A 24,645-nucleotide genomic window follows, 5' to 3' on the forward strand; every position below is an offset into this window, starting at 1 on the left:
CTTAATAATCGCTTTCGGAAGTATTTCGCACAGTCAAAAAGTGTGAATTTTGGTAAACAAAGTATTGTCAGGCGCACAGTTGGTGTTATCTTAAATAAATGAAGGGCAGAACCAAGAAGCACAAAAAACTTGGATAAAAAATTTGAAATTAGAGTATTTGTCCCGATCGACTCTAGTTCGCAGGCAAAGCCTGAATCGTATAGTTTATTAGCAAAAAAAGGTTGATATTGCGATCGGAATTTGTGAAATAGCTTGAGGCGATTTGAGAAATTGAAAAGTTATCGAGTTAGAATGGCGATCGCGCAGTCAAACACAGAAGTCTGCACAGGCTTCGCTAGTAGCTAGCTCGCCCGCAGAGCAGTTGCCGAAAAAGTCCATCTTAGTAGTAGTTTTGCTGAATTTCAGCACAGCTAAAAAACCCAATTGAATCAACTTAACTCACAAATGTTTTAGGGTCTGGCATCCGATATGCTAGGCTCTAAAATTTTTGATGTATACCGGGCGGTTGAAACCGCGTCTACACAGACAAAACCCGCCTCCGCGGGTTGAAGAGCGGGCGGTTGAAACCGCGTTATTTTCTTCATTCCGCGGAGGCGGAATTCGTTTGTGTAAACCTGGTTTCAACCGCCGTCTGCTCTATATTCATTTGATATCTTCGATCCGAGCATTCAAACCGTTAACGGTGAGAATTTGGAGCAATTCGTCAGCTTTTTCACGATCGCGAAAAGCACCGGCTTGCATCACCGATCGCCCGTTGGTAAAAGTCCGAAAAGCATCGGGAACCAAGGATAGCATTTTTTGTCGATCGCCCGAACTCTCGGCATCCACCACAACTCGATACCGGAAACCCAAAGCAATAGCTCGATCGACTGGCGGCGAATTCTCCAAAGCTGCTACAGAATTTCCCCCTAAAATAGCAGGTACGTAGCCGCCCCTTCCCAGAGGAATGTTGCGCCCCGGCACCGGCAATTTACCCTCGGAAGAAACCGAACTCGAACTATCAAAACTGGGAGAAATCATTGGTTGCTGTACCGAACGTTCTAAAATCGATCGACCATCCGGATCTGGTACGGGAATTGCGATCGCCCCTGGAACTACAATTTCTTGCGACAACTGAGAGTTTGACGGCCTCCTGGAAACAGGCTGTGGTGGCGCAATTAGCGCTCTTTCAACTCGGGGAGTTAACCGCCCTGGAGTGTAAACAGGGAGAGAAGTTTCAGGGCCGCCAATACTCGCAGATCGATCGGACGTTAGCAGCAAAACACTGCCCGCAATCGGCGCAGACGGGCTAAAAGTTCCCGCCACATCAACCGAACCCGTCGTGCGATTGCTCAACAATTGATTGCCGTAAGCTGGGATTACTTGACCTTTCGCCGCATTGTTGACATCGTACTGGCCGTTGTTGCGAATGACATTGCCCCCCGGTTCGGCAGCAGTTCCCAAATCCGGCAGAGCTCTGGCGATCGCCACAATTCCGTCCCGCTGGTTTCTTTCGATATAATTGTTGCGGAGTACAGGTCTAGCATCAGCTTGCACCACCACGCCATCTTTATTCCGAGTAATTTTGTTCCCGATCAGCAGAGGCGAAGCGTTCTGCGCTACATTGATGCCAAATCCCGTGTTTTCAAAGGTATTATCTCGAACTTCCGGCTGGGAACTCCCAAAAATCGTAATCCCGTTAGCTCCATTTTTCGAGAAAACATTGCCGCCAATCGTCGGCCTTCCAGTTCCCACTACCGAAATTCCGTCGTGAGTGCTCCCCGAAAAAGTATTGTTGACAACCGTCGGAGAACTCGATTCGATCCACAAAGCGTAACCGCGATAGTTGGTATTTGTCACCGTCACCCCGCTGAGTCCCGCCCCGTCCGCACCTAAAATTGCGATATTTTGACCCGCCGAAGTCGGGCTCAGAAACTCTCCTCCGCCTTTGATGACAATATTCTGGCCGCGAGTGTTGGGATTTCCCTGCACCGTCACGCTGGGTCTGAGCATTAACGGAAATTTTTCGCCGCTTTGAGCGCTGTAAGTACCGGGCGCTAGCAAAATTGCTGTTTTGGGCGGGGCTACGCTCAAGGCGTAGGTGAGGGTTTTGAACGGAGCTCGATCGCTCCCGTTACCTCCTGTGTCGCTACCGCCGCTAGAACTCACGTACAGTATGTTAATCTCGCTCTCTGGTGCTTGAGAAAGAATCTCCACCGGGGGGATACCCGCAGCGATAACTGAGGCTTGAGGGCTATAAAAAGCTGTGCTGGCAAAGACGAGCAGCAAGCAAGAACTTAAAGCTTTCCTTGGCGATGGCGTTCCGCCCCGCAAGCTACGATTTTCTTTGCACTCGCTCTGTTTTGAATTTAAGATCATAAAAAAACACAATTTATCTTTGAGCCAAGTTTCGCATCCGGTGTTTCGTTTCGGTTTTTGGCGATCGAACTTTAATATCACCCGCCTGCTGCGGTTTTTTTCCGTTAATCTTTGGTGTTCTGCTAACCTCACGGCTCTCCTCCGAAGTGTGGTATGCAGCTTAACGATTCCACTCTCAACAAGTTTGCTCTATTTTGCTTTGTTTTCCTCAATTTAAATAAAACTTAAAAAATTGTCGAACTTACATCGGTTGATGCCAAGGCTGTCGGACCGATCGCTTTTGCTACAATCCTTGACGGTGTGGGAGAATGTACGAGTTTGACTCGTAAAAATAATTATAATTAGGTGATTCTCAATGACCGAGAAACAAAACAGAACTTTACCGGCGCAGCCAGCCCTCTGCCGGATTTTAGATGCAAATCTCGATCGGTCGCGCGAAGGGTTGAGAATTATTGAAGAATGGTGCAGGTTTGGTCTCAACAGCGCCGATTTAGCCCGCCAGTGCAAGCAACTGCGCCAAGAATTGGCAGCTTGGCACACCGCAGAACTTCGCAGCGCTAGGGATACGCCCGCCGACGAAGGTACGCAGTTGACTCACCCGCAGGAAGAGCAGCGTTCGAGCATCCAGCATCTACTGGAGGCGAATTTTTGTCGGGTGGAAGAAGCTCTGCGGGTACTCGAAGAGTACGGCAAAATTTACGATCGAAATATGGGCAAGGCTTTTAAGCAGATGCGCTATCGGGTTTATACTCTCGAAAGCAATTTGCTGGCCTACCGGCGCTACCAACAATTACTCAAATCGCAGCTATACCTGGTAACTTCCCCCAGAGACAACTTATTACAAGTTGTGGAAGCTGCTTTGCAGGGCGGACTGACTTTGGTACAGTACCGCGACAAAACCTCAGACGATGGGGTAAAGTTGGCCAACGCGCGGCAGATGAGCGAACTTTGTCACCGCTACGATGCTTTGCTGATTGTTAACGATCGAGTGGATTTGGCGATCGCGGCGGATGCCGACGGCGTACACTTAGGACAGCAAGATTTGCCTGTAGCCGAAGCGCGCAGGTTGCTCGGCCCGGGACGGATTATCGGCTGTTCGACAACCAATGGCGAGGAAATGCAGCGAGCTGTTGATGCGGGAGCCGACTATATAGGAGTTGGGCCTGTCTACGAAACTCCCACGAAAGCCAATAAAGCTGCGGCGGGTTTGGACTATGTGCGGTATGCTGCTGATAAGTCGCCTGTTCCTTGGTTTGCGATCGGCGGAATTGATATCAACAACCTCGACGCAGTATTGAATGCCGGAGCTCAAAGAGTAGCCGCAGTACGCGCGATTATGGAAGCAGAGCAGCCTACTTTAGTCACGCAGTTTTTAATCTCGCAGTTGACTCGAATCCAGAATCTGAAAGCTCAGAAACTTATGCAAATCAAAAGTTAGTTTTAAGCCGATCGAGCAAGATCGAATTAACCGCGAACGTGCTAAGCTGTAGGTTGGGCCAAGCGATAGCGAAGAAACCCCACACCTGATTTGAAATGAATAGTTGGGCGGAGTGAAACCCCAGGTTCGCGAGTTCAACCCAACCTACATATTTGGGATTTCACTCTTATTGACAGCCGCTACAATAACTAATAACTAATCACAAATGACTAATCAAATTGCGCTGCAAGTCAACGGAGAAACCCGTAATTGTGCGATCGGCACACCGCTGCCAAAATTACTAGAACAACTAGGATTAAACCCGCGCTTAATAGCTGTGGAGTACAACGGCGAAATCCTGCACAAACAATTTTGGGACACCACAAAGATACAAGAGGGCGACATCCTAGAAGTAGTCACAATCGTCGGAGGAGGTTAGATAAAACGGCGGTTGAAACCGCATCTACACAAACGATGTCCGCCTCCGCGGACTGAAGAAGACAACCTAATTTTAATCGCTCCTTCTTTAACCCGCGGAGGCGGGTTTGGTTTGTATAGACGCGGTTTCAACCGCCCAATTATATGAATTCCCCGGCTTAATAAGGGGGACTTTGAGAAGAAGAATCTTGTCCCCCCCTTATTAAGGGGGGCTAGGGGGGATCTAGACTTCGAGACAAACAAAAGAGACTTCAGAACCGCCGCAAAATCTCAAAATCAAACTGCGACAGCTTCAGTCGCCGCTGCAACCACAGGATAAATGCTCACTTTCTTGCGAGTTTTGCCCTTTCTTTCAAAAGTCACAACACCATCAATCAGAGCAAACAAAGTATCATCTCTGCCGATACCAACATTGCTACCGGGGTGAACCTTCGTACCGCGTTGGCGGATCAAAATATTGCCAGCTTTCACGACTTGACCGCCGTACTTTTTGACACCCAGACGCTGGGCATTAGAATCGCGACCGTTGCGCGTGCTACCCGTACCTTTCTTATGGGCCATAATGTCCTCAACTTTATTTACTATTGTTTATTCTGATTCAATTTCGCCGGTTTGGGGAGTTTCCACAACTGCTTCAGACAAATCTCTCGCTGCCAAAACAACACCGTTGACGCTGATAGAGTCAATCATAAACCGAGTTGTTTCTTGGCGGTGCCCTTTTTTCTTCCGAGTTTTCTTTTTCGGCTTCATCTTGTAGACGATGATTTTGCGGCCCCGAAAATGCCGCAGCACAGTTCCTTCTACAGTGGCATTTTCTACTAGAGGCTGGCCGATGTGAACGTCGTCTTCGTGCTGGATCAGAAATACTTTGTCAATGGTGACTTTTGATTCAGCTTCGACGTGAAGCAGTTCGATGTCGTAGAAGCGGCCCGGTTCTACCCGAAATTGTTTGCCGCCGGTTTCAATGATTGCGTAAGTCATGGGATGGTTGTTGAGATTGCCGTACAGGTAGCTGGTTAGTCATTGGTCATTGGTCATTAGTCATTAGTCATCAGTCATTAGTCATCAGTCATTAGTTATGAACTTTTGGCTGTGGACTTTTGGCTGTGGACTTTTGGCTGACGACTGCTCTCCAGCTTTTGGAATGTCTCGACCTGATCCGAGCAGGATTTAGACAGACAATCTACAATTATTGTTGATTTGGGTATTTTTGTCAAGCAGTCGCAGAACACCTGCCACTTCGCAACAATTCTAAAGCCTGATGTCTTACCCTGCCCTCCATCACCTCTTTTTGCAAAGTAATAAAAGCATCAAAATCTTCTAAACCGTACTTAGTCATCTGCAACTGCTGTCGCAACATTTCTTCTGCCTCAACCGTTAAATAACCGGTTTCCAAAGCTTTTCGGACAATGGTACTGATTAAAGTCATAGTAAATTCACCCCGAATACGCGCACGTTAACAGTGGACTTTTATCGCCAGACTAACTCGGCTTTTAGTTTGTTTCCTCCTTACCCTTAAAATACGCTAAATCCACCTTAAGGCATATTTAAACCTAGGGATTTGCGAAATCTTAAATTGTATCAATTTTAACTAAAAAGTGCGATTGAATTGATACATTTAGTTTGTGTCAGACAACAGCCGCCATTCTCTGACAGAAAAAGGAGGAACCAGCAATGTAGTTTCTGGTTGACCTTTCACGGGCAAATTCAACCGCAAAGGTTGATTGCTTTCCAATTGTGTAATTATTGGTTTAAAATCGTATTCTCCGACATTGGTCGGCAAATCCGACTTGCTCCAAATATCATTAGCCCTACCAATTTCCCGATCGCCAGCAGCAACTTTCAACGGCACAGGGTGCTGCAATTCAGTTCCGGGAAATCCAACCAATCTCAGGTTGAAAGAGTTTACCATTCCCGACTTGACTCGCTTGTACAAAACCACTTGCCATGCTTTGTCATCTGTATCGCGCAGGCTTTGTACAGAGCGATACATCACTCTGTCTGCTGTTTCTGGATACTTGTGAATCGAAGCGAAAGCGGGCGGGCTGTTTGCGATTGTTAGATAGAGACAAACGGTAATAATAATTACAATTTTGCGCCACAAATCACATTTTTTCATCTGTTAATACTTCCAATGAAGGTTTGTAAAAAGGAATGCAAGTCCTTATTTCCAATCTGTTTCAGCTTGGGATAGCACGTAGGCGGAAACCTCAACAATTTGTTGTTCCGACAAACGATTTTTGTAAGCGGGCATAATACCTTTGCCGTTGGTTACTAAGTTGGAAATATTGTCGAGGGAATCCATGTCATATTTTTTCAAGGCTTTTTGTTTCAAGTTTTTGCCGCGCCTGATAATGTTGCCGCCGTTGATGTGACAGGCGGCACAGTTGGCGCTGAAGACTTCGGCGGCGGTGGCAGTTTCGGGAGTTGTCGCTGGATCTGCGATCGCGATTTGGGAATTAGTAGCGATTCCTACAAATGCCAGTGTCGGTATTAATACAAAGGCGGTGAAGCTTTTTTTTAAATTATTTAGGGAAATCATCTATTGGCAAGTTGAAAAAAAGTGCTGGATTTCATGATATCACTAAATACGGGTTTTGGGATTAACTCACCGATTCATTCTTCCCAGTCAAAGGTGCGGGTAACTGCTTTTTTCCAAAAGCAATATTTTTGCTCCCGAAGGGCGATCGGCATTTGCGGTTCCCAAATACAATCCACCGCCCAATTATCCCGCAATTGAGCTAATTTACTCCAAAAACCCACCGCCAAACCAGCCGCATAGGCCGCCCCCAAGGCAGTAGTTTCTGCTACCACAGGCCGCACCACAGGTACTCCCAAAACATCGCTCTGAAACTGCATCAGCGTACTATTTCCCACCATCCCACCATCTACTTTTAAAGACAAAAGCTGCACAGCAGAATCCTGATTCATAGCATCCAATATTTCCCGCGTTTGCCATGCTGTCGCTTCCAATACTGCGCGGGCAATATGTGCCTTAGTCGCGTAGCGAGTTAAACCTGCAATTACTCCCCGCGCGCTGTCTTGCCAATAGGGCGCGTAGAGTCCAGAAAAGGCCGGCACAATATAAACTCCGCCGCTATCTTCGACTGTATTTGCTAATGTTTCTACTTCCGCAGATGTCTTGATGATGCCCAAATTGTCCCGCAGCCACTGCACTAATGCTCCGGCGATCGCAATACTGCCTTCAAGAGCATACACAGCGGGCGATTCTCCCATCTTGTAGGCAACAGTTGTCAGCAACCCTTGCTTTGAAGGGACGATCGCCTCACCGGTATTCAGCAGCATAAAACAGCCCGTACCGTAAGTATTTTTCGCCTCCCCAACATTGAAACAAGTTTGCCCCACCAGAGCAGCCTGCTGATCGCCCAAAGCAGCAGCAATTGGAACACCATCTAACAATCCTTTTGCAGTGCCAAAAATGTGACTGGAAGGGCAAATTTCTGGCAGCATACAGCGGGGAATTCCCATTATTTCCAAAGTTTCAGCATCCCAATCGAGGGTTTGCAAATCCATCAGCATTGTGCGGCTGGCATTGGTAACATCAGTAACGTGCGCGCCGTCAGTCAAATGCCAAATTAGAAAACTATCGACAGTGCCAAAAATAGCATCGCCTCGATTTGCAGATTCCCGCAATCCTGCGATATTGTCCAACATCCACTTGATTTTCGGCCCGCTAAAATAAGTTGTTAACGGCAAACCGCAGCGCTCTCGAAATCGATCTTTGCCCTCAACTGCTGCTAAGCTACTACAAATTTTGTGAGTGCGGGTATCTTGCCAAACAATCGCATTTCCGTAAGATTTTCCGGTGTTTTTGTTCCAAACAATTGTCGTTTCGCGCTGGTTTGCAATACCGAGGGCCGCAATATCTTTGGGGTCGATTTTGCCTAGTTCGAGGGTATTTTTAATGACGCTTTGGGTGCGCTGCCAAATTTCATCGGGATTGTGTTCAACCCATCCCGGCTGCGGATAAATCTGCTGGTGTTCTTGTTGGTTGCTGCAAATTATCTTTCCCTGGCGATCGAATACCATAAACCGGGTGCTAGTTGTTCCTTGGTCGATCGCTGCTACGTATTTTTTTGTCAATTGTTTAAAGCCTTTTTAAGTTGTTAGTTGTTAGTTGTTAGTTGTTAGTTGTTGTTTGTTAGTTGTTAGTTGGTAGGGGCGGTGCCCCCGTGCCCGCCCTCAGTTGTTAGCTGTTAGTTGTTAGCTGTTAGCTGTTTTAGCCTGAGCGAAGTCGAAGGCTAGTCCTTAGTCATCAGTTATACGAAGGAAGAAAAAACAAGAAGAAGGAAGGATTCATTATTCATCAGTCACAAGAAGGAAGCCCTTCGGCTTCGCCAGCGGGTAAAAAGAAGAAACAAGAAATCAGAAGACATAAACAGCAAGCTTTTGAGCGATATGTATTTTAGGTTTAGTTAAGTCGATTAACTTAGCGTTCGAGTCTTTAACGTCTATGATAATATGTAAAAGTCAAATTAATCTAAAAATTTTTAGTTTAGGGAAGTCCCTACTTTGAAACTAGCAGAATTGCTCAGACTCGATCGCACAATTAAGGTTATTGGCTTTGACGACGCTCCATTTTCTCGTACCAGCGGCGGTCTGGTGTCCGTCGCGGGAGTAGTCTGCGGGGGCACCAGATTTGAAGGAATGGTTTGGGGACAAGTCCTCCCAGACGGATTAGATGCCACTGATGCTATTTGTCAGCTACTGCTAGGAGGCAAATTTCTGCCGCAATTGCATCTCGTTTTGCTAGATGGAATTGCTTTCGGCGGATTCAATATTATTGACCTTCGGGAGTTAGCATCGCGGCTGCAAATTCCTTGCGTTGCTGTCATGCGCCGCCAACCAGATTTAGCTGCTATTGAAAAAGCTCTCGGCTATTTACCGGACTTGGAATACCGTTTAGAGTTGTTGCGGCGCGCTGGAAAAATTTACGCTTTTGAACCTTTCTTTTTTCAAGTTTGCGGCGAACAACCGGAAGTGATAGCAGCAGTCCTCCAGCGCTTGACTGACACTGGTAAAGTTCCTGAAGCTTTGCGTTTGGCTCACTTAATTGGTGCGGCGGTAATTACTGGAGTTAGCGGCAGTTCTGCTTGAATTATTGTTGAGAACGGGCAAGATGCCCGTTCCACAAAGAGGAAGTTTTTTTAATGGGCGGGTAGGAGTTCCGGTTAAAAACGGGCAAGATGCCCGTTCCACAAACAGGGATTTTTTTTAATGGGCGGGCCGGAGTTCCGGTTAAAAACGGGCAAGATGCCCGTTCCACAAAGAGGGATTTTTCTTGTGGGATGGACATCCGGCCCGCCCATGAAAGGTTTATTGACAATGGTGCAATAAGCTGTTGCTCGTATAGATTGTGTATGGCGATGGAGGGGGAGAGGGGGAGAGGATTTGACGATTTTTTATTGTCATCAAAATATACAATTTAAGTGCACAACAGCTTATCTCAGTTTCTACTCTCTTACTTACACTATTTCGCCCTCGATTTCACCGAATTCGATTTTAGTTCCCAAGGCTAAAGTTAGGGTGCTTTCAGGTTCAATCATTTTTATGTCGCCTTGAATGTCTGTGGCCCACCAAGCCCGATCGCCCAAATTGGTCAATCCCAATGATAGCTCGTTTGGCGATCGAGAAATAACTGCAGCTACAACACCGTTAGATGCGGTAGCAGTTAAACTAGGGATGTCCGATGTTAATAGCTGAGTTCCCGCAGCCAGAGGCATCACTCGACTTCCCAATCTCAGCAAAAATTGACCGTTGTTAGAAGAATCTGCTGGGGATTTGTGTGATATAATAGTCTGGCTGACAGGAGGCGAACTTGCAGCGGGCAAGTCAGAGTTTCCGACGGTAATTGTACAGTTTCCGATTCTCTTTTGGTCGCCCGATCGCAAATAACTCACCGCCCCGCTATCGACATTCTCGCAAGCAATTTGACCGGCTTCTAATTGAAACCGCATCGCTAAGGGCGAAACACCAGGAATGTAGATAATAGACAAATTTTCATCGCTACCAAAAGTCACCGGTTCGGCACCAACAGTCAGAGTGCGATTCGCTCCATTATCGTAACTAATTACCAGCCAAGCTTTGTTAAACAAAGTTTCGGCTACAACCAACATAATTCCAATCCAAAATCCGATCGCAGCACAGCCAGCTAAACGGCCCGCCACACCGGATAAATTGTAAGCAAACAGAATAAACAAACAACCGCCCAAAAGCCCGCCAACACCGCCGCCTCCCGCGCCGCGCAGCACTCCCAAATTAGGAATTCGTTTGGAAAGTCCAAGTCCCAACAAACTGCCGGCTATTCCCCAGCAAATTACTCGCAATATTTCGTTTTCCCCGTCGCCAATCCCGCTAAAAATACCTTCGGCGATCGCCCCAGAAATTGCCCCTGTTATTAAACCAAACAATCCGCCATTTTTCAAAGCTTGTTTAATTTGGGGCTTGCCTTTAATATAGTAATAATAGCCGAGCATAATCGCAGTAGCAATCCCGCCGCCTACCAATCCAAACCAGCGAGTTGTGGACAATACACTGTCAAAAACAGATGTTGAATTATTGAGCCGCTGGATGAAAGGTTCGGTGATGAGATTGCCGGCAAAACCGCCGACAGCACCGCTAATTCCAAACTGCAAAGCTTTTTTAAGGGCTGATAGATTTCTTTTCACGGCGCGCCTGATTATAAAGTGAGAGTCGATCGATTTTAGATTTAGAATTTTAGATTTTAGATTTAATCCACAGATGAGTCTGGAAATTTGTACCTTAACCTAAAATTTTGGTCGATCCGCGTCCGAGTGTGGAAAACTTGTATCCATTTTTGGACGAGAGTCAAATTTAGCTACAAGCCCGAAAGTCGCCATTTCCGATCCGCACCTGTCGCCCCTGTGTCTCCCGCACCTCTGTTTGACACAAAAGTTTTTTAGCCTCGCGCCGTCGCCTTCGGGACAAACCTCTGAAGGAGCGATCGCCTGTAACCCTTGCCGCGAGATAATTGTATTTATTTTATTTAGGATAAAAATTTACTGAGAAGACCCAAACTGGGGCCAAAAAATGAAAAGGAATGTTACAAACTATTACAGTAACACTCAGAATGTGAACATCATGCCTCAAAATACTTGCCAGAGGTAGTTGCGTCAGACAAGCAATATCCTGACTGACTGCCGGAGAGTCACTCGATCGCCACTTACCGATCTGCTGCAATCTCGATCGTAGATTTAAAGATCGCATCAGTCATTTGTGGTATTCTAAGCGACAGGCACTGTGCGGGCACCGGCCAAGCGCACCGGCGTGAAGAACCAGCGCCGTCAAACACCGAAGGCAGTCACCCGCCAGCAACTTTAACAGTTGCTAGCCGTGGAAAGTCCGCCCTTCCCCGTCAAAGCTCCAGCCACCAGCGAAGCGAAAGGTACGGGATGAAAGCGCCCGCCGCCGCTAGCTCAGCGCAGAGCAGTTCGCAATTGCAAAATATCCAGCGGGTACACACAAGATGAGTATCGTCACCAAATCAATCGTCAACGCAGATGCCGAAGCTCGCTACTTGAGCCCAGGTGAATTAGACCGGATCAAGAGCTTCGTCACATCTGGCGAACGCCGCGTCCGCATCGCCCAAATTTTGAGCGAATCCCGCGAACGCATCGTCAAGCAAGCCGGCGACCAACTTTTCCAAAAGCGCCCTGATGTTGTTTCTCCCGGCGGCAACGCTTACGGCGAAGAAATGACCGCAACTTGCTTGCGCGACTTGGACTACTACCTGCGTTTGATCACCTACGGAGTAGTAGCTGGCGACATTACTCCGATCGAAGAAATCGGTATTGTCGGCGTCCGCGAAATGTACAACTCTCTCGGAACCCCGATTGCAGCCGTCGCCGAAGGCGTCCGCGCTATGAAGAGTGCAGCTTCCTCGCTGCTGTCTGGAGAAGATGCTTCCGAAGCTTCCTCTTACTTCGACTACGTTATCGGTGCGATGCAGTAAGGAATTTTGATTTTTGATTTTTGATTTTTGATTGAAGAATCGGGGGTTGCTGACACCAAGCTAAAAGCTTTTGCAGATAACCAACCACTTAAAAATCTCAAATCCCCAATCCCAAATCCCAAATTCTAGCTCCAAAATTGGACTGACTCAGCCACTTTCTAGGAAACAAGACAACCATGCAAGACGCAATTACCGCCGTAATCAATTCCTCTGACGTTCAAGGTAAGTACCTTGACATCAGCGCATTAGACAAGCTCAAGAACTACTTCGCTTCTGGCGAACTGCGCGTCCGCGCCGCTACCGCTATCAGCGCCAATGCAGCCACAATCGTCAAAGAAGCAGTTGCTAAGTCTCTGTTGTACTCTGACGTAACTCGTCCCGGCGGCAATATGTACACCACTCGCCGCTATGCAGCTTGCATCCGCGACTTGGACTACTACCTGCGCTACGCCACCTACGCCATGCTAGCTGGCGACCCTTCCATCCTCGACGAGCGCGTGCTCAACGGTTTGAAAGAAACCTACAACTCCTTGGGCGTGCCCATCGGTTCTACCGTACAAGCAATCCAAGCAATGAAAGAAGTCACCGCCGGTTTGGTCGGTTCTGACGCTGGTAAAGAAATGGGCGTCTATTTCGACTACATCTGCTCTGGCTTGAGCTAAGACTCAGGAAGAAGGAAGAAGGAAGTTCGGCAACGGATTCTGTAACGGATGTAACGGATGTAACAGATGTAACAGATTTCAGCCCGATGGAAGTCGGAAGAAGAAAGTTCGGCAACGGATTCTGTAACGGATGTAACAGATGGAAGTCGGATGAAAGTCGGAAGTCGGAAGAAGGAAGAAGGAAAAAGATTTATTTCTTGCCTCTTTTAACTTTTAACTTTTAACTTTTAACCTTAAACTTTTAACTTTGGACTTGTTACCTTTGGACTTGTTACCTTTGGTCTTGAAAGATGTCAGGGAAGTTGAGAGTGATTGCTAGACCGTCAAAGGCCAGTCGAGAAAGCCCGACAAGTTTTAACGAGCTAGTTTTGACTCCTAACTCCCTGACTTCAATCTTTTTAAAATCCATCTAAAAATCTGTAAACCTACTCAGGAGTTAGTTTCCCATGAGAATGTTTAAAGTCACTGCTTGTGTCCCCAGCCAAACTCGCATCCGCACTCAGCGCGAATTGCAAAATACCTATTTTACTAAGCTGGTTCCCTACGACAACTGGTTCCGGGAACAGCAAAGAATTATGAAAATGGGCGGCAGAATTATTAAAGTGCAATTGGCTACCGGTAAGCCCGGAGCTAATACAGGTTTACTTTAAGAGCCGAAGCTGGATTAGTAGAGGGGTAAGAGGTCGCGATGACCTCTTTTTTGTTTGTTATGATTTTATAGCAGAAGGAAGTTCGGCAACGAATTTTTTAACGGATGTCTGTAATTTTTAAACTAATGACTGATGACTAGCCTTCGGCTTGCTTCGGCTAAAATGACTGATGACTGATGACTGATGACTGAGAGGGCGGGTTTTGCCATTTTTTTAGTCATTTGTATCATATATCCTCTTCTAAACCCGCCACTACAAAATGCTAATGACAACTGACAACTGACAACTGACAACTGACTGATGGCTAATGACATTCGACGATTCATTCCATTTTTTGACCCCGGCGCGTCTCAATGGGCCGCTGAGGCCCGCTGGCTGAGGTGGCTGACTTTTTTGTGGCTGTTTGTAGGGCTCACAGCTTTGTTTTCGGCTTCCTATCCCATCGCAAATTCTGAATTTGGAGACGGCCTTTACTATTTTAAACGACAGCTCATCGCAGTGGCGATCGGGCTGGCAGGCTTTAACTTAATGGTATACTCCCCCCTGCGTTACCTGCTCAAATCAGCTCAGCTAGGCATTTTGTTGCTGCTGGGATTGCTCTGGTTGACCTTAATTCCGGGAGTGGGAACCACCGTCAACGGGGCGACTCGCTGGATATCTCTTGGCCCGGTGCCGATTATTCAACCTTCGGAATTGATCAAGCCGTTTTTCGTTCTCCAAAGCGCCCGGATTTTTGGCAACTGGCCCCGGTTGACAAATAAAGTTCGCCTCAGTTGGGTGTTAATTTTCGGAGCAATGCTGTTGGGAATTTTGTTGCAGCCCAATTTGAGCACCACGGCTTTGTGCGGGATCGCTTTGTGGTTGGTGGCTTTGGCGGCGGGCTTGCCTTACTTGCAGTTGGGCGCAACGGCCGTGGGGGGAATGCTTTTGGCGGTTTTAAGTATTAGTTTTCGGGAATATCAACGCCGCCGGATTATGTCTTTTCTCAATCCCTGGGCAGATCCGATGCAGGATGGCTATCAGTTGATTCAAAGTCTGCTGGCTGTTGGTTCTGGCGGGATTTGGGGTGTTGGTTTTGGGATGTCGCAGCAAAAGTTATTTTATTTGCCGATTCAGTACAGCGATTTTATTTTTGCTGTGTTTGCTGAGGAGTTTGGTTTGGTGGGGGGTTTTTCGCTGTTGCTGATGTTGGCAGCCTACGCTACCGTCGCTTTGAGAGTGGCGATGAGGGCCCGGAATATTGAGAGTCAGTTGGTGGCGATTGGGGTGATGGTGGTGATGGTGGGACAATCGATGCTGAATATTGGGGTGGCGACGGGGGTTTTGCCGACTACGGGTTTGCCGCTGCCGTTTTTTAGTTACGGGGGTTCGTCGATGGTGGCGAGTTTGTTGTTGTCGGGTTTGCTGATTCGGGTGGCTAGGGAGAGTTCTGAGGCTGATGTTGTTTCTCTGGACGGTCGCAGAAAGGTGCCGGGAAAGCCGAAGTTACGATCGACCGACGGTACTGCACAAACTGAATAATTTGTCAAAATATTTGCTGGAAGCGCAGGTAGCTAGAAATCGGGTTTTTTCACCAAAATATTTGCTTAAAACCGCAATCTTGGTAAAAAACCCGGTTTTTGTCTCCAAGACTATATTTATTTCCGCCCGTCACCCTTATCTGGCGGTTCTTCTTGTTGCTGAGGTTTAGCTGTGATGTCAATTAATTCTTTTTTGTCTGGTTTTGGTGTTTCTTGAGTTGAGTTAGCCATTGATTTTTATCCTAAATAGATGCACCGCTTAATTATATCTTTTCCGGCGACAAATCTATGGCTCTAGATAGCGGGAGCAAGAGCAACACAAATAATTCTCAGGTAGTGGGATTTTCGCTTTAATATTAGACAGGGTTATGTAGATGCAAATTTCCGCCTACCTACTTACACTCCTTGAGGGTTGCAGCCAAACAAATCGGAGGTGGAGGCAAAAACATCTTTGTTAAAAATTAAATGCCGATCGCCATCTCGACTGATTAACCCTTGCTGCTGCAATTTTCCCAACATTCGCGTTACCGTTACCCTAGTCGTGCAAATAGCATTAGCAATATCTTGATGAGTCAAGCGGATGCTCAAACGAGTTCCCTCAACCACAGGCTGACCGAAGTCCTGCTGCAACAATAGCAGTAGCTGATACAAACGGTCTTCTACTCGGCGCTGTCCGCCGATCGCCAAAATTGATTCCATTTGCCGCAGTCGCCGTACCATTTGAGGCAGCAACTCGTGAGCCAATTGAGGAGAAGCTTCGATTTCCACCATAGAATACCACATCAAATAAACATCAGATGTCGCCGCCGCTTGGTAAGTCTGCAAGTTTGTCAACCACAAACCGAAGCACATCGAAGGCCCTACCCAACCCAAAAGTCCTTCTTCCCCGCTTGGATAAAGCGTGCTCAGTTGTGCTAAACCTTGACAGACTTGCCAAAGCCCTTGGGATCTCAAAGGAATGGTTTCGCCCTTGGCATAAAAATGCAAGTTTCGAGTCGCTCCCGTGTTATGCTGGACTTCCGCTAAAAGTGCTTTGGATGTTGGTGGCATATCCGTTATTTCCAGCTAAAAAACAGTGGTTTGAGACCTATGGATGTAACTCTACCTCACAAAGGTAAAGGCTTGGTAATCGTCTGGTTAGCGGAAAAATAAGCTTTGGTTAATTGTTTTCACAACCCGTTTAATGTCGGGACTTACGAAAGTCGGCAGCGGTACTTTAACAACAAAAGTGCGGTTAAATATCCCGAACGGTACAACATCACCAAAACCCCCGAAAATTACGGATTGCTTTATTTCCAAGTCGTCCAAAAAGCTCTGAAATCTGTTGCTGAATCTTTTAGTTGTTTGGGAACTTTAGAGAAATTAGCAAAACAGGGAAAACTCAACAAAAAACCAATCTTGTCCAAATATAGAAGCAAAGGGGAATGTATCGAGTCTCAGATTTCGGACAAGCTTAAAAGGTGTTTGGGAATCAAGTTATACCATTTTTCCAAAATCCTGCCACAGTAGTTGTAGGGTGCGTCGCACGAGAACAATTCCTCGCATTTCACGCCAGATATCTCGTGCGACGCACCTTACACATTGGTTCGATCGTTTTTTAACAGACAATTTAAATGCTCAAAAGCAGATCGATCCTCTGCTACCGGAATTGATATAAAACCACTTTTTGCGGTTAAATGCCGAACATCTAAAAACCCAAATCTACTGCAATTCGGTGCGCGCAAGCAAACCCAGAAAACGCCACCGCATTTAAACCCTGTCCCGGAAATGTACTATCGCCCACACAATACAAACCGGGCATAGAAGTTCGATTAAACGGCATTCCCAACAAACCCATTAACTTCTGGCGCGGCACCGGCCCGTAAGTTCCGTCTTCGCGCCCCAAAAAGCGGCGGTGAGAACGCGCAGTCCCCACTTCCATATAATCCAAACCTGCATCTAAACCGGGAAAAATTGTTTCCAATCTTTCGATAATTCTCCCCGCAGCCTCTTCCTTTTTATCCTCGTATTCCTGCTGCGAAAGTCCTTCCCACTCTTCCATCCAGCTCGAAGTAAAAGCGTGAACGATGTGATATCCTGCCGGAGCTAAATCCGGGTCTAGCACGGTTGGAACTGACACCAAAATAGTTCCCTCCGGTGCTTCCATTTTGTCCCAATCTTCTAACAAAATGTGGTGACAGGCAGTACCGACAGGGATTGCGCTTGCTTCCACTCCCAAATGTAAACTCAGGAAACTGGGGGCTTTTTGATAGCGCTGCTGCCATTTCTTCTCGCTAGCTGGCATTTCTTCAGCAGGCAGCAATTTCTCGAAAGTATCCCACCGCGTGGCGTTAGAAACTATCCGCTTGGCGCGGTAAACTTCGCCGGTTGCGAGTTCAACTCCGACGGCGCGGCCGTTTTCTGTGATAATTTTTTTGACTTTAGCTTTGTATTGAATTTTTCCGCCGAATTTCTCTAATCCTTCGACTAATTTTTGGGCAATTTGACCGACTCCGCCTTTGGGATAATTTATGCCGCCGTAATGTCTGTCGGAAAATACCATTCCGGCGTTAATCATCGGTGTTAAGTCTGCGGGTACTACAGACCAGTAGTAGCATTCCATGTCGATAAATTTCAGCAAAGTCGGGTCTTTGATGTAGCGCCGCGCAATGTCGCCAGTATTTTGAGGTAGATATTTTACTAATCCCAAACAGGCTAAAGGATTCTGAAAAAAGACTCGTACCAGATATCCGGGTTCTTCTAGGGATAGCAATTCCATGCCGTTGAGGCAGTTGAAGACGTTCCAGCATTCGCCGTAAAATTTCTGGATGCCTTGGCGCTCGTGAGGGAATCTGTCAATTAATTCTTGCAAGTATTTGTCGTAAGACTGGGGAACTTCCAGATCCAAGCTGTCGGGCAGGTGATAGTGAAGCTGTACGGGATCGGGAATTGTTTCTAGGGTGACGTTGACTGCTTTGAGGGCGCGGGTGAGGAGGTTGGTGGTGCCGCGCTGTCCGAATCCAAATATCATGGAGGCTCCGACATCAAATCTGTAGCCTTCTCGATCGAAATATCCAGCGCTACCGCCGGGAATTATGTAGCTTTCGAGGACTAAAACTTTGGCTTTCTTAACGGCTAGCTGGGTTGCGGTTACGAGTCCGCCAATGCCGGAACCGATGACTATCGCATCAAACTCTTGCTCTGTCGGGCGGGAATTGGGAGAAAATAACTGGGATTGGGTAGGAGATGACATTAGGTTAAAAATCTTAATATTTTTATATTATTACAGCCGATCGCCCTGTCTCAACTCTTGCCTCTGCCATTTTCCCTCTGCCTGTTGTGCGTAAGTGTCCCGTGCGTTCTAGCTTCTAGCTTCAGCCATCTACATCTGGCGCCTTCTATCTTCCTCCCGCCACAACCTGCCAATCTGCCAATCTGGGAATCTGCCAATCTCCCCCAGCCCGTACCCTTTCATAAAAAAAATTAATGCTCTGAAATAGCTGCAATTGGCAAAAAAACTGCTAGATTGCCGTAGAGCAAACATTGAATTGCGTTCATTGGGCCACAGCAACACCATGACCGAATCCAGCACCCCCACCAGAACCGCCAGCCAAATAGACATCGGCAACGTCAACATCGGCAACTTCCAAGTTGGCAGCATCAGCGGCAACAAATACAACGACTTCAATGCCAACGGCCGCCCCGATCCTGCAGATGTGCCAATTCCCAACTGGCAAATCTACCTCGACCTCAACAACAACGGTCAATTTGACTTTAACGAACCTTCCACCCTCACCAACGCCCAAGGCAACTACAGCTTCGTCAACCTGCCGCCGGGCACTTACCAAGTTAGGGAAGTCCAGCAGCCGAACTTTCGCCAAACTACGCCAAATCCCGCGCCCATCGCGATTACCAGCGGGACAAATGCTGGCAATATTAATTTTGGCAACAATTTCAACGCTGGGACGATCGCCGGGACAAAATTCAACGACATCAACAGCAACGGCCGCCAAGACCCAGGGGAACAGCCCCTAGCTAACTGGCAAATTTACCTCGACCTCAACCGCAACAACAGGCTCGACGGCGGCGAACCTTCTACTATTACAAACTTTCAAGGCAATTACGCTTTTGTCAATATTCCCGCAGATACATATTTGGTGAGAGAAGTCCAGCAACCGGGTTTTCGCCAAACTACGCCTGACCCTGGCCCGATTAACGTTACTTCCAACGCCACTATTAGCAACGTCAATTTTGGCAATGTCTTTTTTGTCGGCAGCATCAGCGGCATCAAATACAATGACCTGAATGCCAACAGCATCCGAGATGCGACAGATCCACCTCTGGCTGACTGGCAAATTTACCTCGACCTCAACGCTAACAACAGCTTCGATCCGGGGGAACCGAATACCATCACTAACCCGGAAGGTAACTACACTTTTGGCAATGTTTCCCCCGGCCGCTATTTGGTGAGGGAAGTTCAGCAACCGGGATGGGTACAGACTACGCCGAATCCAGGGCCGATCGACATTACCGGCAATACCAACGCTGTCGGCCTCAATTTCGGCAACAATTTCCCCACCGGCAGCATCAGCGGTTTCAAGTTCAACGACCTCAACGCTAACGGTATCAACGAACCGACGGAACCGAGAGTTGCCAACTGGCCAATTTACCTCGACCTCAACAACAACAATGCCCGCGATCCGAACGAACCTTCGACTTTAACCAACCCCCAAGGCAATTTCTCTTTTATCAACTTGCCCCAAGGCACTTATTTCGTGAGGGAAGTCCCGCAGCCCGGTTTTCGACAAACGACCCCCAATCCGACTCCTCTTACCGTGGGTAACGGCACAAATGCCACTAACATCAGCTTTGGTAACGTGTTGGTAACGGGGACGATTAGCGGTGTGAAGTTTAACGATTTTAATGCCAACGGCCGCCTCGATGCCGGGGAACCGCCGATCGCCAATACCCAAATTTACATCGACCTCAACAACAACAGCAGTTTAGATCCGGGCGAAGCGAGTACCTTGAGCGACAGTCAGGGGAATTACAGTTTCCGCAACGTTCCGGTAGGTAGTTACGTAATCAGGGAAGTTCCGCCTCCGGGCTTCATTCAAACGACTCCGCCTGCGCTGGTTGTTGTCTCGGCAGATGTTCGGGCCAGCAGCATCGATTTGCTGACGGGAGAGGCTGAGGGTCGTGAGGCTAAATCTTTGAGTGGCGACTCGCTGACGGATGGGGGCAACTCTGCGGGGGCGGAACCGGAGGCTTTGATGGCGGCGGATAACTTGCTTTCAAGTGCCGATCGTGCTATTTATCCAATTAGTGATTTTTTGGTCGATCGACCTGCGGCGAATTTAGGCAATCTTCCTAACTTGGGGCAACAGAATATCGGTCGGGAGCCAAATACACAAGTGGGTGAATTTGTCAATAAAAACGAATTAATTAATTCAGCGATCGGGCGATCGGATAGCACTGGGAATGTTAAATATTTGCAGTGGTTTTAGCAAATTTCGGTGCAAACCAAGCCCCGCCAACAGCAACAAGGGCGATCGACTAGATCGGGTTAGCAGGCTGAAATTGCCACAGCTATTCAAAACCTGATATAATCTGCTGCGACAAACCTTGAGAAATCCTGATGTGAAACAGACATCTGCCAAAATTAGGTTTTTGTCCAGATAGGGCAAGACTTACAGAATATTTTTACCAGATGTCTAATGAGGAACATTCAAGTCAGTTTAGACGTATGTATGATCGAGTAGCGATCGTCAGTAACTAGCAGCAGCTAATTGCCGATCGACAAAGTGATACAGTAGCCTGTAGCTTACGTAAATTTAGGTGTGAAGGAACAGACAATCATGGCAGAATTAGAGGCGAGTCAGGTAACTCCTGTCATAACCCCAGTAGTGTTACCGCCAACCGTCATTTTTGGTAACGCTCCTGCTGGTATTCGAGGTATCAAGTATAACGACCAGAACCGCAACGGCATCAGAGATGCAGGCGAACCGGGAATCCCCAACGTCCAAATCTTTATTGACAGCAATAACAACGGCACTGCCGAGGCAACTGAACCCTCGACGCTGACGAACGCCACCGGAAATTTCGTATTTCCAGGCTTGCTTCCAGGCGTCTATACCGTTAGGGAAATTCCGCCTGCAAATTTTAGTCCGACAACTCCCAACCCAGTCGTAGTAACCCTCACCGGCTCTGATGCCAGTATTTCCTTCGGTAATGCTACTGGTGGCGGTCAGATTATTGGCTGCAAATACCTCGACGTAGATAACGACGGCTTTCGAGACGGGAATGAACCCCCGATGGAAAACGTCAGAATCTTTATCGATTCCAATAACGACGGTCAGCTAAATGCAGGGGAACCCACTACCTTAACTGATAGAAACGGCGAGTTCCGATTCACCAATTTGCAGCCCGGGCTTTACCGAATTCGGGAAGAGCGCGCCAACGGGCCAGGCACTGAACCGTTAGAAAGAGCTTTTCCCCAAAGCACCCCCCCCGGCAGCACCCCCCTGCTGGACATTAACCTCGGCCTCAACGAAATCTGGGCCTGCGCTCAAGTAGGTAACACTCCGCTATACGAAATCCCGATCTTCAAATTCCGGGACAACAACGCCAACGGCAGACAAGACCCAGGCGAAATTCCTCTCGAAGGCATCCCGTTCATCTTAGATTTGAACCGGAACGGCACGAGAGACGCTGGCGAACCGCGGATTACAACTGGTGCTGACGGAAGAAGTAGTTTCAGAGATTTGAAAGCCGGCAGCTACTCGGTATTGGAAGTCTTTGAACCAGGCATACCCAATCAGCCTCCAATTAGCACTACGGAAAACCCGGTAGAAGTAACAGCCCCCGGAACTCTCTCCCGCCAGCAGGGAACGCTGCCTTTCCGAGTCGCAGATCCAACAGTTCCAGGCGGCCAGCGGATCGTGTCGGCAAACTTCCCGCCCCCAGTTCCGCCAGTCAACCCGGAACCTGCCGTTTTCTTCACCCCGATTACGATCAATCCAGCCACCGGTCAGGTCGGAAATACCCTCCCCAACATCACGGTATTCAAATACAACGACAAGAACGCCAACGGTCGTTACGAACCGGGCAACACCCCCCGGGAAGGCCCCATCGCAGGCGTCAGGGTCTACATTGATGCCAACGATAACGGCACCCTAGATACAGGGGAACGGTCGCTAGTAACTGACGCCAACGGACGCGGAGCATTCACCAACATCACTCCAGGCAATTACGTAGTTCGGGAAGTGGTGCCGACAGGTTTTAGTCCTACTACTCCGGCTCGGGTGCAGTTCAACCTCGCCAACGAAGATGCTAATGTTGTCTTTGGCAACACCCCCAACAGCCGGATCACCGGATGCAAATTCCAAGACCTCAACGGTAACGGCTACCGAGACGGCTTTGAATCGCCAATTGCGGGTGTCACAATCTTCCTAGACACCAACGGGAACAACGCCCTTGATGCTGGAGAACAGACTAGCGTTAGCGATCAGTTCGGCCGCTGGAGTTTTGAGAATTTGACGCCTGGTATTTATCGAGTCCGGGAAGTTGTGCCAGCCAATTCTTTCCAAACTACTCAACAACTGGATGTGGTTCTTGGCGCAAACCAAACGTTTAGTTGTGCTTTGGTAGGCAACGGTCAGTTCTTTAACTTGAGAGTTCCGAAGTTCCGGGATGACAACCGCAACGGCGTTCAAGATGGGAGCGAGCCTCCTTTACCGAACATCCCGTTCACTTTGGACTTGAACCGGAACGGTCGCTACGATGCTGCTACGGAGCCTCTGGTCAGAAGCGATGCTAACGGCATCGCCCTGTTCACCAATTTAGCGCCGGGGAACTACTCGGTACTGGAAGTTTTCAACGATCCTAACGTTCCCAACGACTTCCCGGTAGCGACAGGCCCGAACCCAGTTACTTTCACGGTGCCGGGTCCAAATGCTTCTGTAACGCCGATCGTACCGGCTGGTTCAGTAGCTTCTGCCAGCCTCGATCCGCTGACTGGCGACGCGGGTGTGGCTGCTGCTAGCATCGATCCTTTGACCAACGGCGGCAGTTCCGCTGTGGTGCAGGCTAGCAGTGTTGATAGCTTGCTGGCTCCTGAAACTGCAGGCGCAAGTAGCTTTATTGACTTCAACGGTTTGAAAGACGCGGCGGAAGCTTCAATTGTCACGTTCTTAGAAGCTCAGAAGCTCGATGAACCTAAATTACTGTTGGGCGCTCCAACTTCGACTCCGCTGTTTTAAGGTTAATTGGAGTCTCTAGTTTGAGACTCAGCAATTAGCAGCTAGCTGGTTTTTAGATAAACCCGCCCTCCCCAACCATAGGTTAGTTAGGAGGGCGGGTTTATTTATCTCTTTAATTACTGTCTTTAGTCGTAGAGTGCGATCGGCAAAAAGAAGGATTCGCTGCCTCGAAAAAACCTTTATTTATGAAGGTAGAACTTAGAGGAATATGTTATGCCAGCTCAACAACAAATTAATCCGCCTCAACATCAAGAACAGCAACCGGGCATTGAATCGCAAATGACTCCGCAACCTGAATCCTTTGCCTCCGAGTATCGCGGCAGCGACAAACTGCGCGGCAAAGTAGCCTTAATTACCGGCGGAGACAGCGGTATCGGGCGCGCCGCAGCCCTGGCTTTTGCTAAGGAAGGGGCGGACGTGGCGATCGGCTATCTCAACGAAGATGGAGATGCTAACAAGACTAAAGGGGCGATCGAACAACTCGGCCGCCGCTGTATTGCGATCGCCGGCGACATCGGCGAAGAAAGCGTCTGCCAAAACCTTGTAGAACAAACAGTTAAAGAATTCGGCCGCCTCGACATCCTCGTCAACAACGCCGCCGAACAGCATCCCCAAGAAAGCATCGAAGACATCACCGCCGAACAATTAGAGCGCACCTTCCGCACCAACATTTTCTCAATGTTTTACCTAACAAAAGCCGCTCTAAAACACCTCAAAGAAGGAAGTACAATTATCAACACTACCTCAGTCACCGCCTACAAAGGCAACCAACAATTGCTAGATTACTCCTCCACAAAAGGAGCAATTGTTGCCTTTACCCGCTCTTTGTCTCAAAGTTTAGCTGAGAAAGGAATTCGCGTCAACGGAGTCGCCCCCGGCCCGATTTGGACACCTCTAATTCCTGCAACTTTTCCCGAAGAAAAAGTTGCGAAATTTGGTGCAGACACGCCCTTGGGACGCCCCGGTCAACCCGATGAAGTTGCTCCCTGTTACGTGTTTTTAGCTTCAAAAGATTCGTCTTACATGACGGGTCAAATTTTGCACCCCAACGGCGGCTCTGTAGTTAATGGTTAGGAAAAACTAAAGTCCTTACTACAAACCTTGTTTTTAGGAAAAACTAAAGTCCTTACTACAAACCTTGTTTTTAAGTTTGTAGCTGTAGGGTGCGTCGCTATTCACTAATCCCAAAAAAGAGCGACTTTTCGAGGAGCGACGCACCGGTGCGGACAGTCTTTCAGGAAACAAACCCAACACTCATGATTGTTGCATGACTTTGGAAAATTGGTCTAATATATATTAGACCTCTTGCAAAAATAATTAGGACGGGCAAGATGCCCATCCCACAAGAAAAAATAACTCTTGTGGGA

At 48.0% G+C, this 24,645-nt stretch carries 22 protein-coding genes; 11 read left to right on the forward strand and 11 right to left on the reverse strand.

From position 1 onward, the window contains the following. Nucleotides 1–642 precede the first annotated feature (642 nt). Complete coding sequence (locus WBA89_RS10725) at nucleotides 643–2,490, reverse strand: DUF1565 domain-containing protein (protein WP_424406270.1); 1,848 nt, start codon at nucleotides 2,488–2,490, stop codon at nucleotides 643–645. A 223-nt stretch (nucleotides 2,491–2,713) separates the two neighbouring features. On the opposite strand from WBA89_RS10725, the gene WBA89_RS10730 reads away from it, so the two are divergent. Continuing rightward, nucleotides 2,714–3,796, forward strand: coding sequence for a thiamine phosphate synthase (locus tag WBA89_RS10730; RefSeq protein WP_424406271.1), 1,083 nt, complete (start codon nucleotides 2,714–2,716; stop codon nucleotides 3,794–3,796). A gap of 205 nt (nucleotides 3,797–4,001) precedes the next feature. Next, entirely contained in the window at nucleotides 4,002–4,214 is a 213-nt protein-coding gene (thiS, locus tag WBA89_RS10735; protein WP_424406272.1) for a sulfur carrier protein ThiS, read from the forward strand. 275 nt (nucleotides 4,215–4,489) lie between these two features. On the opposite strand, the gene rpmA is transcribed toward thiS, so the two are convergent. From rpmA to glpK, 6 genes are all read right to left on the reverse strand, one after another. Further along, the gene (rpmA, locus tag WBA89_RS10740; RefSeq protein ID WP_424406273.1) at nucleotides 4,490–4,774 is read right to left on the reverse strand and encodes a 50S ribosomal protein L27; all 285 of its coding nucleotides are present in this window, start codon (nucleotides 4,772–4,774) and stop codon (nucleotides 4,490–4,492) included. 27 nt (nucleotides 4,775–4,801) lie between these two features. After that, the gene (gene rplU, locus WBA89_RS10745; protein ID WP_424406274.1) at nucleotides 4,802–5,194 is read right to left on the reverse strand and encodes a 50S ribosomal protein L21; all 393 of its coding nucleotides are present in this window, start codon (nucleotides 5,192–5,194) and stop codon (nucleotides 4,802–4,804) included. Between the two features lie 232 nt (nucleotides 5,195–5,426). Next, nucleotides 5,427–5,642, reverse strand: coding sequence for a hypothetical protein (locus WBA89_RS10750; RefSeq protein WP_424406275.1), 216 nt, complete (start codon nucleotides 5,640–5,642; stop codon nucleotides 5,427–5,429). Between the two features lie 189 nt (nucleotides 5,643–5,831). Continuing rightward, the gene (locus WBA89_RS10755; RefSeq protein WP_424406276.1) at nucleotides 5,832–6,332 is read right to left on the reverse strand and encodes a DUF3122 domain-containing protein; all 501 of its coding nucleotides are present in this window, start codon (nucleotides 6,330–6,332) and stop codon (nucleotides 5,832–5,834) included. A gap of 45 nt (nucleotides 6,333–6,377) precedes the next feature. Continuing rightward, entirely contained in the window at nucleotides 6,378–6,755 is a 378-nt protein-coding gene (gene petJ / locus WBA89_RS10760; protein ID WP_424406277.1) for a cytochrome c6 PetJ, read from the reverse strand. Between the two features lie 74 nt (nucleotides 6,756–6,829). Then, entirely contained in the window at nucleotides 6,830–8,317 is a 1,488-nt protein-coding gene (gene glpK, locus WBA89_RS10765) for a glycerol kinase GlpK (RefSeq protein WP_424406278.1), read from the reverse strand. Nucleotides 8,318–8,746: 429 nt separating this feature from the next. On the opposite strand from glpK, the gene WBA89_RS10770 reads away from it, so the two are divergent. Then, nucleotides 8,747–9,331, forward strand: a complete 585-nt coding sequence (locus WBA89_RS10770; RefSeq protein WP_424406279.1) for a DUF99 family protein — start codon at nucleotides 8,747–8,749, stop codon at nucleotides 9,329–9,331. A 368-nt stretch (nucleotides 9,332–9,699) separates the two neighbouring features. Here the strand turns inward: WBA89_RS10770 and WBA89_RS10775 are convergent, their stop codons facing one another. Beyond that, nucleotides 9,700–10,902 carry a hypothetical protein gene (locus tag WBA89_RS10775; RefSeq protein WP_424406280.1) on the reverse strand — a complete coding sequence of 401 codons (1,203 nt, stop codon included), beginning with the start codon at nucleotides 10,900–10,902 and terminating at the stop codon, nucleotides 9,700–9,702. 818 nt (nucleotides 10,903–11,720) lie between these two features. Between WBA89_RS10775 and apcA the strand changes: the two genes are divergently transcribed. Together apcA and apcB are read left to right on the forward strand one after the other, a co-directional pair. Next, entirely contained in the window at nucleotides 11,721–12,206 is a 486-nt protein-coding gene (gene apcA, locus WBA89_RS10780) for an allophycocyanin subunit alpha (protein WP_194008983.1), read from the forward strand. A 176-nt stretch (nucleotides 12,207–12,382) separates the two neighbouring features. Further along, the gene (apcB, locus tag WBA89_RS10785) at nucleotides 12,383–12,868 is read left to right on the forward strand and encodes an allophycocyanin subunit beta (RefSeq protein WP_006634930.1); all 486 of its coding nucleotides are present in this window, start codon (nucleotides 12,383–12,385) and stop codon (nucleotides 12,866–12,868) included. A 271-nt stretch (nucleotides 12,869–13,139) separates the two neighbouring features. On the opposite strand, the gene WBA89_RS10790 is transcribed toward apcB, so the two are convergent. Continuing rightward, nucleotides 13,140–13,277, reverse strand: coding sequence for a hypothetical protein (locus WBA89_RS10790; protein WP_424406281.1), 138 nt, complete (start codon nucleotides 13,275–13,277; stop codon nucleotides 13,140–13,142). A 37-nt stretch (nucleotides 13,278–13,314) separates the two neighbouring features. Between WBA89_RS10790 and WBA89_RS10795 the strand changes: the two genes are divergently transcribed. Continuing rightward, nucleotides 13,315–13,518 carry a phycobilisome linker polypeptide gene (locus WBA89_RS10795; RefSeq protein WP_006634929.1) on the forward strand — a complete coding sequence of 68 codons (204 nt, stop codon included), beginning with the start codon at nucleotides 13,315–13,317 and terminating at the stop codon, nucleotides 13,516–13,518. Nucleotides 13,519–13,818: 300 nt separating this feature from the next. Continuing rightward, nucleotides 13,819–15,039: an FtsW/RodA/SpoVE family cell cycle protein gene (locus tag WBA89_RS10800; protein ID WP_424406282.1), complete on the forward strand. Its 1,221-nt coding sequence runs from the start codon at nucleotides 13,819–13,821 to the stop codon at nucleotides 15,037–15,039. Between the two features lie 395 nt (nucleotides 15,040–15,434). Here WBA89_RS10800 and WBA89_RS10805 read toward each other — a convergent pair whose 3' ends face one another. Beyond that, nucleotides 15,435–16,088, reverse strand: coding sequence for a Crp/Fnr family transcriptional regulator (locus WBA89_RS10805; RefSeq protein ID WP_424406283.1), 654 nt, complete (start codon nucleotides 16,086–16,088; stop codon nucleotides 15,435–15,437). 105 nt (nucleotides 16,089–16,193) lie between these two features. Between WBA89_RS10805 and WBA89_RS10810 the strand changes: the two genes are divergently transcribed. Further along, nucleotides 16,194–16,547, forward strand: a complete 354-nt coding sequence (locus tag WBA89_RS10810) for a hypothetical protein (protein WP_424406284.1) — start codon at nucleotides 16,194–16,196, stop codon at nucleotides 16,545–16,547. 178 nt (nucleotides 16,548–16,725) lie between these two features. Here WBA89_RS10810 and crtH read toward each other — a convergent pair whose 3' ends face one another. Next, nucleotides 16,726–18,270, reverse strand: coding sequence for a carotenoid isomerase (crtH, locus tag WBA89_RS10815; RefSeq protein ID WP_424406285.1), 1,545 nt, complete (start codon nucleotides 18,268–18,270; stop codon nucleotides 16,726–16,728). A gap of 322 nt (nucleotides 18,271–18,592) precedes the next feature. Here crtH and WBA89_RS10820 point away from each other — a divergent pair, with 322 nt between their 5' ends. From WBA89_RS10820 to WBA89_RS10830, 3 genes are all read left to right on the forward strand, one after another. Further along, entirely contained in the window at nucleotides 18,593–20,524 is a 1,932-nt protein-coding gene (locus tag WBA89_RS10820) for an SdrD B-like domain-containing protein (RefSeq protein ID WP_424406286.1), read from the forward strand. Nucleotides 20,525–20,857: 333 nt separating this feature from the next. Next, nucleotides 20,858–23,278 (forward strand): SdrD B-like domain-containing protein, encoded by a 2,421-nt coding sequence (locus tag WBA89_RS10825; protein ID WP_424406287.1) that lies wholly within the window; start codon nucleotides 20,858–20,860, stop codon nucleotides 23,276–23,278. A gap of 213 nt (nucleotides 23,279–23,491) precedes the next feature. Beyond that, complete coding sequence (locus WBA89_RS10830) at nucleotides 23,492–24,352, forward strand: SDR family oxidoreductase (RefSeq protein ID WP_424406288.1); 861 nt, start codon at nucleotides 23,492–23,494, stop codon at nucleotides 24,350–24,352. The last annotated feature ends 293 nt before the right edge of the window (nucleotides 24,353–24,645 follow it).

The organism is Microcoleus sp. (assembly GCF_049646505.1).
In the GTDB taxonomy this organism is placed as follows: domain Bacteria; phylum Cyanobacteriota; class Cyanobacteriia; order Cyanobacteriales; family Microcoleaceae; genus Microcoleus.